Raw genomic sequence first — 8,541 nt, 5'->3', positions numbered from 1 at the left:
GCCCGGCCAAGGACGGCCGGGCAAGGCGTCCCCCGCGAGGGGCAGCCCCGCGAGGCGTGCCGAGCCCGGTAGGCAGCATGCGGAGGCGGTGCGCCTTCCGGGCGCCTGACGCGGTCAGCGGAGCATTTCGAGGAACGCCTGTATGCGGATCTTCGTGCGCCCGTCGAGCGGGCCGGGGGCGTCGCCTTCCAGAGTGAGCACCGGCAGCCCGATCTCCTCCCGCAGGAGGATGTCCTCGATCTGCCGGAAGCAGAACGACTGGACGTAATGCACGATGCCACGCACGCGGCGCCGCGCGGTTTCCATCCTGATGTCCTCCAGCCGTTCGAAGAAGGAGTAGGGATACGTGTAGCGAAGGTACTGATTCGTGAGGTTCTCCGCCGGCCCGGGCATGGCGAACTGGCGCTGAACCTCGTTGAAGACCGCACGTGCGCCGCTCTCCTCGAAAAACGCGTGGAGCCCGGAAATTATCGGAGGCACGCCGACGAATGCAATGGGGATCAGGTCCCTGCGGCCGGGCCGCGCCTTCGCCTTCGACAGGAAGGCCCCGGCGCGACGCCCGTATTTCGCGGGATCTCCCTCGAAGTCGGAGCAGTTGACGAGCCAAAGATGGTTTTCCTCTCCTGTTATCTTTCCTTCCTCCCAGGTGAGCCTGTCGATTTCCCGGACGATTCCGCGGATGACGTCCAGCTTTTTTCTCCAGGACTCGGCGCGCGGGACGGTGGTGCCGAAGCGGCGCGACAGCTTTCGCAGTTCCAGGGAGAGAAGATCGGGATCGCGATCGAACGGGAAAGCGAAAGGGACGACGCTGACGCCCCGGTAGGAAAGGACTTCCATCAATGCCTGCGTGAAACTGCAATCTCCCTGTGTTACCGCAATCACGTCCCTGAACCGGTGCTTGCGCGCGACGCCGTAAATTCCCTTGATCCAGCCGCAGCAGTTCCGCGGGAATCCGTCCGATTCCGCGGCGCGCAGATAATCCTGCGGCCTGCGCGACGTGATGAATCTATTGTTGAGATCTACCGGCTTGTGTCCGCCGGCGAAGAGGATTTCAACCGGGATGGTTGTGGTGAAACCTACCCGCAGGATCAATCTCCACGGATGAAGAGAAAGTAGATAAGCACCACCGCGACGGCCAGGATACCCCCGACCACGGTGAGCATCTGCTTGTCCATGACGGCCGCCCCAGAATCGAGGTTCGAGTAACGGATGACGGCAAGCACCCCTCCGACGGCGAAAAGCAGGAGCAGGACGAATTTGGAACGCAACAATACAGCGGCGATGAAGACCACGGCCGCAAGGAAGAGGACCCTCGGATCCGTGGCCAGGTCCATCAGCTTTGCGCTTGTCAGGAAGTCCAATAATTCGCCCATCGGCGCCTCTTTATAAAGGGGCTTTTGTTGACATTCACAGTATAGCGTTTTAAGTTAGTAAAATCAAAGTCTTAGGAGACGACGTGGATAGGCCTGTCGGCGTGTTCGACTCGGGGGTAGGGGGACTGTCCGTTCTGAGGGAGCTCACGCGGATAATTCCCGGGGAAAGATTCGTATATCTCGGCGACACCGCGCGGGTTCCGTACGGCACGAAATCGGGGGAGACGATCGCCCGCTATTCCGTCGAGATCGCCAATTTCCTCATAACGCGCTACGACATCAAAATGCTCGTGGTTGCCTGCAACACGGCTTCCTCGCTGGCGCTGCCCACCCTGCGAAAAATCTACAAGATCCCGGTCGTGGGAATGATCGATCCCTGCGTTCGCCGCATCGCGGGATTGCCGAAACGGGACTCGATCGGGGTGATCGGAACCTCCGGAACGATCCGCTCGGGGGCATACGAGCAGGCTCTACGGCATGCGGTGCCGCAGGCGAGGATCCTTTGCCGGCCGTGTCCGCTGCTCGTCTCGCTGGCGGAGGAAGGGTGGCTGGAGAAGGCGGTTACCCGCGACGTGATCGCGGAGTATCTTGCCCCGTTCCGCGCGGACCCGCCGGATGCCCTGATACTCGGCTGCACGCACTACCCAGTGTTGAAGAAACCGATCGGCGGGTTCCTGGGGGACGGCACCATCCTCATCGATTCGGGGGAGGAGGCGGCCAGGGTCGTGGATACCTTGATTTCCGAAAGCGGCATCAAACGGGAAGGAGGAAAGACGGAGAGGATTTTCCTCGTCACCGATGATCCGGAGCATTTCGCCCGCGTCGGTGAGGCGTTTCTCGGAAGCGGGATAGAGGAGGTATCCCGCGTTACGCTTTGAGGCGCGGGGGAACAGCGATGAAACAGCGCGTCCGCATGCTGTCGGGGTTCAATCACAACCTGAAGCACAAGGGGAAGGTTTACCATATACAAACGGAGGACGGGGGGAAGGACAATCCGCAGATCATCACGCACACATTCCTTGGCGGCGTCATCCTCGATACCGTGCGGCAGTCCTACGAAGATCTCCTTGACCGGCCGGAATGGCACGACGCCCTCCGCGCGCGCATGAAGGCGCAGCACCTCGAGGAAATGCGCAAACTGTTTTCGGGAGCGTTCGAATCCGCAGCGAAAGGCCCCTTCGCGAAATGATCGAGGCGTTCCAGGTCGGAGCGGCCGTCGGCGGCAAAACGCTCTGGGAAGGGCTCGACATGTCCTTCGGCGACGGGGAGGCATGCGTCGTCTGCGGTCCCGCCGGCAGCGGGAAAACTCTCCTGATGAAAATCCTCAGGGGGGAGCGGCGGCCGGACGCGGGAGACGTCGTTGCGGGCGGGACGTCCGTTTATCGCGAGAGCCCGGAGGCGGCAGTCGCGTTCCGGGCCGCTTCCGGCGCGGTCTCCGAATGTTTCCCCATGATCACGGGCCGAACGGTCCGGGATCTCTTCCTTCTATCGGGAACCGCCGGGGATCGGATCACGGCGGATGAACGGGAGCGGCGGCGCGAGGAATTGCTGGGGCTGATGGGCCTTGAAGGAATACGGGACCGCGAGCTTTCCTTTCTTTCGACGACGGAAAAAGCAAGGGTCGCGTTGGCGTCGGAGCTGTTCCGCGATCCGAAGTATCTTTTCGCGGACATGCTGGTCGCGAATGCGGGAGCCGAGTGGACTGACATGCTGGGGGGGTTGTTCCGTGCACTGGCGCGCGAAGGAAAGACGATCGTGCTTGCGGAGAGATCGTTCCCCGATCGCTGGAAGGCGGCCTGGGCGGAAGGAACGGCAAAGGGGCCGTTCCGCCTGTTCCGGATCTCCGGTTCGCGGGAAGGCGAACCGTGAGCCGCATCCCTCTCTGGCGGATCGACGCAACGCTGATGCCGCGTTCTTTCCTGCGGGAGTGCGTGAGCAGGTTCCTCCTGCTTCTGCTGCTGAGCGGATATTTCACCGTGATGATCCTGTCCGGCGGGCCGTACCGGTACCTTTCCGAACGCTGGACCGTCACCGCGGTGCTCCGGTCTTCCGTTTCGGCGGCTGAAGGGGAAGGGATCGCGAAGAAAGCGGCGTCCTTGCCGGGGGTTGGCTCCGCAGCGTACAAGGACCCGGAAACCTCGTGGAAGGAATTCCTCGATGCCTATCCCGGTCTCGAGTCGCTGCGGACGGCGGGCGCGAGCCCTCTCCCCGGCTACATCGAGGTACGCGTGCGCCGCGACCGGTTCGCCGAGGCTGATATCCGCGCCGTGGAGGCGGCATTGAAGCCGCTCCCCGAAGTGGAAATGGTCCTCCTCGGAGCGGAATCCCTCCCGTCGCTCCTGCGCGCCGCCGGATGGTCGAGCGTTTTCTTCCGGGCGGTCCTGGCCGTCCTGTGCATCGCGGCTTTCGCGATCTTCCATCTTCAGGAGAAGGCGCGCGCTGTGGGTCTTTCGGGCGATTTCGATTTTCTGAAGGAACGGGGGATCTCCTTCCGCAGAATCGCGCTCGCGCGGGCTGCGGGGAGCGCGCTGGTCTGCGGGTCGCTCTCACTGGCGGCCGTCGCCGCGTCCTCCGGCGCCTATTACCTGCTGGAGAGCCGCCTGTCACAGCTTCGCCGTGTGATAGGGCCCTCCTCCGAGATCCTTACACTGCCTGTCCTCGTCCCGCTTATCCTTTTCATTTGCGCCGCAGCGTTGTTGTCGGGCGGAGCGTCCCTGCTGGGGTGGCGAGCGGCGCGGTCGGGCAGGAAATGACCTTGGTCTTGCCCTGTATTTCCCGGCGGGCTTCGTCATTCCTCGTGAAGGCAGCCGTCTTTCTTGCCGCGTGCCTCTTCATCGCCGCGGCAGGGGGCGCAGCGGAACCGCGCGCGAAAGCAGGCAGGGAAAAAGCGCGGCTGATGGAAATGAAGCAGAAAGCCGAGAAGGCGGCGGCCGAGCTTGCGGAAACCATCAGGCGGGAAAAGGCGAGCAGGGGGAGAGTGGGAGACCTCGAAGCGCGGCTTGCGAAACAGCGGAGGATGATCGCGAGGATCGATCGGAGACTGTCCCTTCTCGGCGCGCAGATGGACCGGACGGAGCGGGAGGTCCGCACTCTCGACGAGGAACGGGGAAAGGTGCGGATGACGCTGTCATCCGTTGCGGCGGAAGCGTTCGCGGGCGAACGCCCGAGGGCATGGCTGCCGTTGAAAGACGCCTCCGAACAGCGCAGAAGATATTTCGCCCGCAGGATCCTCGACGGGGAGCTTTCCCGTTACGGGCGGCTGACGGCCGACCGTGAGGAAAAGGAGAGGGTCCTCGACGGAATCGAGCGCAGGATCGAGGATTCCGAGAAGCGAATGACGGAGCAGAAAAAGGTCGGGGAGAAGCTTGCATCCCGGCAGGACGAAGAGCGCAAGCGCCTGGCGGAGATCGAGAGGAAGAAGAAGGAGAAGGCGAAGGAGCTGAAGGCTCTCAAGGCGCGCATCGCCCGCATGGAGGCGCTCGTTTCGCGGATCGAGCGCAGGGCGGGAGCCAGGGAAAAACGCGAGAAGGAGCCGCGGAAAGCAGGCCCGGAACGGTTTACCGGTGTCCCGGGGGGGCTGTCCCCCCCGCTTTCGGGCAAGATAGTGGGAAAGTTCGGGAAGCAGCGCGACCCCCTCTTCGACGTCATGGTGGAAAACCGGGGCGTGGAGATAGAGGCCCCGTCGGGGGCCGCGATACATGCGGTCGGCAAGGGCGAAGTCGTCTTCGCGGGAAGCGTGTCGGGGTTCGGAAAGGTGCTCATCCTGCAGCACGGCAGCGGGCTCTTTTCGGTTTACGGAAAAGCCGCCGGTTTCTCCGTGAAGCAGGGGCAAACGGTCGCCCGCGGAGATTCCGTGGGGCATCTGCCGTCGAGCCCCGACGGAAAATCGGTGCTATACTTGGAGCTTCGGGCGGCGGGGACCGCCATCGATCCCGCCACGGCGATCCCCCTTTCCCGGTAAGCTCCGGCGCGGGCAGGAACGATGGAATCATCCGAATTATCGGCAGGAGGCGTGAAATGAAAGGCAGGAAATGGCTGGGGCCCGCGGCGGTCCTCTTCGTCTTCTTCGTGGGGTTCGTATCGGGGGACCTCATCACATCCCGCCAGGCGGCGCAGGCGAACGTGGCGTTCGGGAAGTTGAAGACGTTCGGAGACGTCCTCTCGCAGGTCCAGACAAGCTACGTAGAGGAGCCCAACGTCGATGAGCTGATCAACGGCGCCATCAAGGGGATGCTGCAGACGCTGGATCCGCACAGCTCCTATCTCACGCCCGACATGCTGAAGCAGGTGGAAGTGGAAACCAAGGGCAGCTTCGGAGGACTCGGCATCGAGATCGGCATCAAGGATGGAGTGCTCACTGTCATATCTCCGATCGAGGATACGCCCGCGTTCCGGGCGGGGCTCCAGGCGGGAGACAAGATCGTCAAAATAGAAAACGAGCCGACACGCGACATGAACGTCATGGACGCGGTGAAAAAGCTGCGCGGCGAGGCCGGAACGACGGTTACGATCACGATCGTGCGCGAAGGTTTGAAGGAGCCCAGGCAGTACACCATCACGCGGGACGTCATAAAGATCAAGAGCGTCAAGACGAAATCGATGGGCGACGGCATCGGATATATTCGCCTCACCCAATTTCAGCAGGATACCGCAAGCGAGCTCGGGAAGGCCCTCCAGGAGCAGACGAAGGAGAAAGGAGGGCTAAAGGGGCTGGTACTCGATATGCGGAACAATCCGGGCGGGCTTCTGGATCAGGCGGTGAAGGTGGCCGACAAGTTCGTCGAATCGGGACTCATCGTCTATACGGACGGCCGCCTGGAAAACCAGAAGTTCAAGTATTTCGCCCACAAGGAAGGGACCTATTCCGGGTTCCCGATTGTGGTGCTCGTGAACGCGGGATCGGCGTCGGCCTCCGAGATCGTCGCCGGCGCGCTCCAGGACCACGGGCGCGCGATCGTATTGGGGGCGCAGACATTCGGGAAGGGCTCGGTCCAGACGATCATACCGATGGAGGACGGCTCGGCGATCCGCCTGACCACGGCGCGCTATTTCACGCCGAACGGCCGCTCCATTCAGGCCAAGGGCATCGAACCGGACATCGTGGTTTCCGACGGCCGCGACGTCATCGAAGGGCACGCAGGACCGTTGCGGGAGAAGGACATCGAGCGTCACCTGAGGGGGGAAGGGGAAGGAAAGGATAGCGCGGCACCGAAGGTCTCTCCGACCGTGGCGAAGGGAAAGAAAGAGGAGCCCTCCGGCAAAAAGGACGGGAAGAACGGAAAGAAGGAAACGGCACAGATGGAGGAAGGACGGAAGGAAGACGCCAAGGATCCCCAGCTCGAAAGGGCTGTGGAGCTCCTGAAGGGGTGGGAGATATTCAAATCGCGTTTCATCAACAAGTCCAAGCCGTCCTGATACGGCGCATCGACGCTCTCGGTGCGTTACCGTATTTATGAAGTGAAGCACTTGGTGGTTTTCGCGTTTCGTTCGCGTAAAGGATAATGTCCAAACACCCCGGGACGGCGGATCGCCGAAAAAGGCTGCGCTGGGGAATGCTGATAGGCGGGGCCTTCATCGCCGGGCTGCTGGCGGTGGGCGTGGTGCTTTTCCTGCCCGAGTCCGGGAATCGCGTGCAGGGTCCAGCCTCTTCGTCCTTTGCGCCGCCGCCCCCTCCGCCCCAGGCCCCTCCGCAGCCCTTGCCGCAGGCTCCGCAGGCGCGCATTGCCATAGTGGTGGACGACATGGGGTACGAACCTTCCCTTGACGCCGAATGGTTAAAATTGCCCGGGAAACTCAATGTCGCAGTCCTTCCTTTCGGGCCGTCCTCCCGGAAAGTAGCGGAATCGGCACGCGCGCGCGGGTGGGGGGTGATTCTGCATGTGCCCATGGAGCCTGAAAATCCGGCTTCCGACAAGACGGAACGGTTCCGCATCCGAAGGGGCATGACGGGTGCGGAGATCGAGTCCCTGCTGAGCCGCATGGCGGAGAACCTTCCCCAGGCGACCGGGGTCAGCAACCACATGGGCTCGGCGGCCACTTCCGATCGGGCGACCATGTCGGCGTTCGTTTCGGCAATCAGGAAGAGGGGATATTTCCTGCTGGACAGCGTGACGACCCCCGCGTCCGTGGCGCTCGATGCCGCGGGAAACGCAGGCGTTCCCGCCGCGAGGAGGGACGTCTTTCTCGACTCCTCGCTTTCACCCGAAGATATGCGGAGCCGGTGGGAACAGGCGGTATCGCTCGCGAAGGAAAAGGGAACCGCAGTTCTGATCTGCCACGCGAAGGCGGAGACTCTCAGGGTCATCGCGGCCCTGCTTCCGCGGCTGCGGGAGGCGAACGTCCAGGCGGTAACCCTCGACGAGCTCCTCCGTCCCGGAAAGGAAACATAGGCATTGAGGAAGGGGATGGAGGGGGACCTGTTCGGGCCGGGGCGGGAGGGGCGGAGCGGAATCCTCACCGTATCCGAGCTGACCGCGGGCATCAAGGCATGCCTCGAGAGAGAGTTCCGCTCCGTCCGCGTGGAAGGCGAGGTCTCCAACTACAAGCTTTACCCTTCCGGCCACCGGTATTTCTCTTTGAAGGACGAGGGCGCCCAGATCCGGGTGGTTCTCTTCCGCGGGAGGGATCGGTTCATCTACGGCGATGTGCGGGACGGCCAGACGGTCGTGGTTTCCGGTTCTCTCGGAGTTTACGAGAAAAAAGGGGAGTACCAGATATATGCCCAGTCCGTCGAGGTGCGGGGATTGGGCAACCTGCTCCTCGAGCTTGAGAAGAGGAAGGCCCGCCTGGCGGCGGAAGGGCTGTTCGACCCGGAAAGGAAGCGGCCGCTTCCTGCCTTTCCGGCGCGGATCGGGATAGTGACTTCAAGGCAGGGAGCGGCGCTCCGGGACATGGTCCGGGTGGCGAGAAGCCGCTGGCCCGCCGTCGGCATCGTGCTTGCCCCCGCGCAGGTTCAGGGGGAAGGGGCGGCGGTAGACATCGCGGCCGCACTCGCCGCGCTTTACGGCCACGGGAACGTCGAGTTGATCATCGTCGGCCGCGGGGGCGGTTCGGTGGAAGACCTCTGGGCCTTCAACGAAGAGGCGGTGGTGCGGGCCATCGCCGCTTCTCCCGTTCCGACCATCAGCGCCGTCGGGCACGAAACGGATTTCACTCTCGCCGATCTCGT

General features: G+C 63.0%; 10 protein-coding genes. 8 read left to right on the top strand and 2 right to left on the bottom strand.

Going from position 1 to position 8,541, the window contains the following annotated elements:
• Positions 1 to 114 precede the first annotated feature (114 nt).
• A complete protein-coding gene (locus HY896_14235; protein ID MBI5577506.1) occupies positions 115 to 1,089 on the bottom strand; it encodes a 2-hydroxyacyl-CoA dehydratase in 975 nt (324 codons plus the stop codon).
• The gene (locus HY896_14230) at positions 1,089 to 1,373 is read right to left on the bottom strand and encodes a hypothetical protein (protein ID MBI5577505.1); all 285 of its coding nucleotides are present in this window, start codon (positions 1,371 to 1,373) and stop codon (positions 1,089 to 1,091) included. Before HY896_14230 ends, HY896_14235 begins: the two co-directional genes overlap by 1 nt.
• A gap of 83 nt (positions 1,374 to 1,456) precedes the next feature.
• Between HY896_14230 and HY896_14225 the strand changes: the two genes are divergently transcribed.
• From HY896_14225 to xseA, 8 genes are all read left to right on the top strand, one after another.
• Positions 1,457 to 2,251: a glutamate racemase gene (locus HY896_14225; GenBank protein MBI5577504.1), complete on the top strand. Its 795-nt coding sequence runs from the start codon at positions 1,457 to 1,459 to the stop codon at positions 2,249 to 2,251.
• 17 nt (positions 2,252 to 2,268) lie between these two features.
• A complete protein-coding gene (locus tag HY896_14220; protein MBI5577503.1) occupies positions 2,269 to 2,562 on the top strand; it encodes a hypothetical protein in 294 nt (97 codons plus the stop codon).
• The gene (locus tag HY896_14215; GenBank protein MBI5577502.1) at positions 2,559 to 3,242 is read left to right on the top strand and encodes an ATP-binding cassette domain-containing protein; all 684 of its coding nucleotides are present in this window, start codon (positions 2,559 to 2,561) and stop codon (positions 3,240 to 3,242) included. The genes HY896_14220 and HY896_14215 overlap by 4 nt, the downstream gene beginning before the upstream one ends.
• A complete protein-coding gene (locus tag HY896_14210) occupies positions 3,239 to 4,126 on the top strand; it encodes a hypothetical protein (GenBank protein MBI5577501.1) in 888 nt (295 codons plus the stop codon). Before HY896_14215 ends, HY896_14210 begins: the two co-directional genes overlap by 4 nt.
• Positions 4,127 to 4,128: 2 nt before the next feature.
• Positions 4,129 to 5,334, top strand: a complete 1,206-nt coding sequence (locus tag HY896_14205; protein ID MBI5577500.1) for a peptidoglycan DD-metalloendopeptidase family protein — start codon at positions 4,129 to 4,131, stop codon at positions 5,332 to 5,334.
• Between the two features lie 56 nt (positions 5,335 to 5,390).
• Positions 5,391 to 6,788 (top strand): S41 family peptidase, encoded by a 1,398-nt coding sequence (locus HY896_14200; GenBank protein ID MBI5577499.1) that lies wholly within the window; start codon positions 5,391 to 5,393, stop codon positions 6,786 to 6,788.
• 137 nt (positions 6,789 to 6,925) lie between these two features.
• A complete protein-coding gene (locus HY896_14195; GenBank protein MBI5577498.1) occupies positions 6,926 to 7,762 on the top strand; it encodes a divergent polysaccharide deacetylase family protein in 837 nt (278 codons plus the stop codon).
• A gap of 3 nt (positions 7,763 to 7,765) precedes the next feature.
• Positions 7,766 to 8,541: exodeoxyribonuclease VII large subunit (gene xseA, locus HY896_14190; GenBank protein MBI5577497.1), on the top strand; the 776-nt coding region annotated here is incomplete at its 3' end.

The organism is Deltaproteobacteria bacterium (assembly GCA_016218975.1).
In the GTDB taxonomy this organism is placed as follows: Bacteria; Desulfobacterota; Deferrimicrobia; order Deferrimicrobiales; family Deferrimicrobiaceae; genus JAENIX01.
Note: the sequence above shows the minus strand (reverse complement) of the source record. Positions and strands in the feature narration are given on the sequence as shown.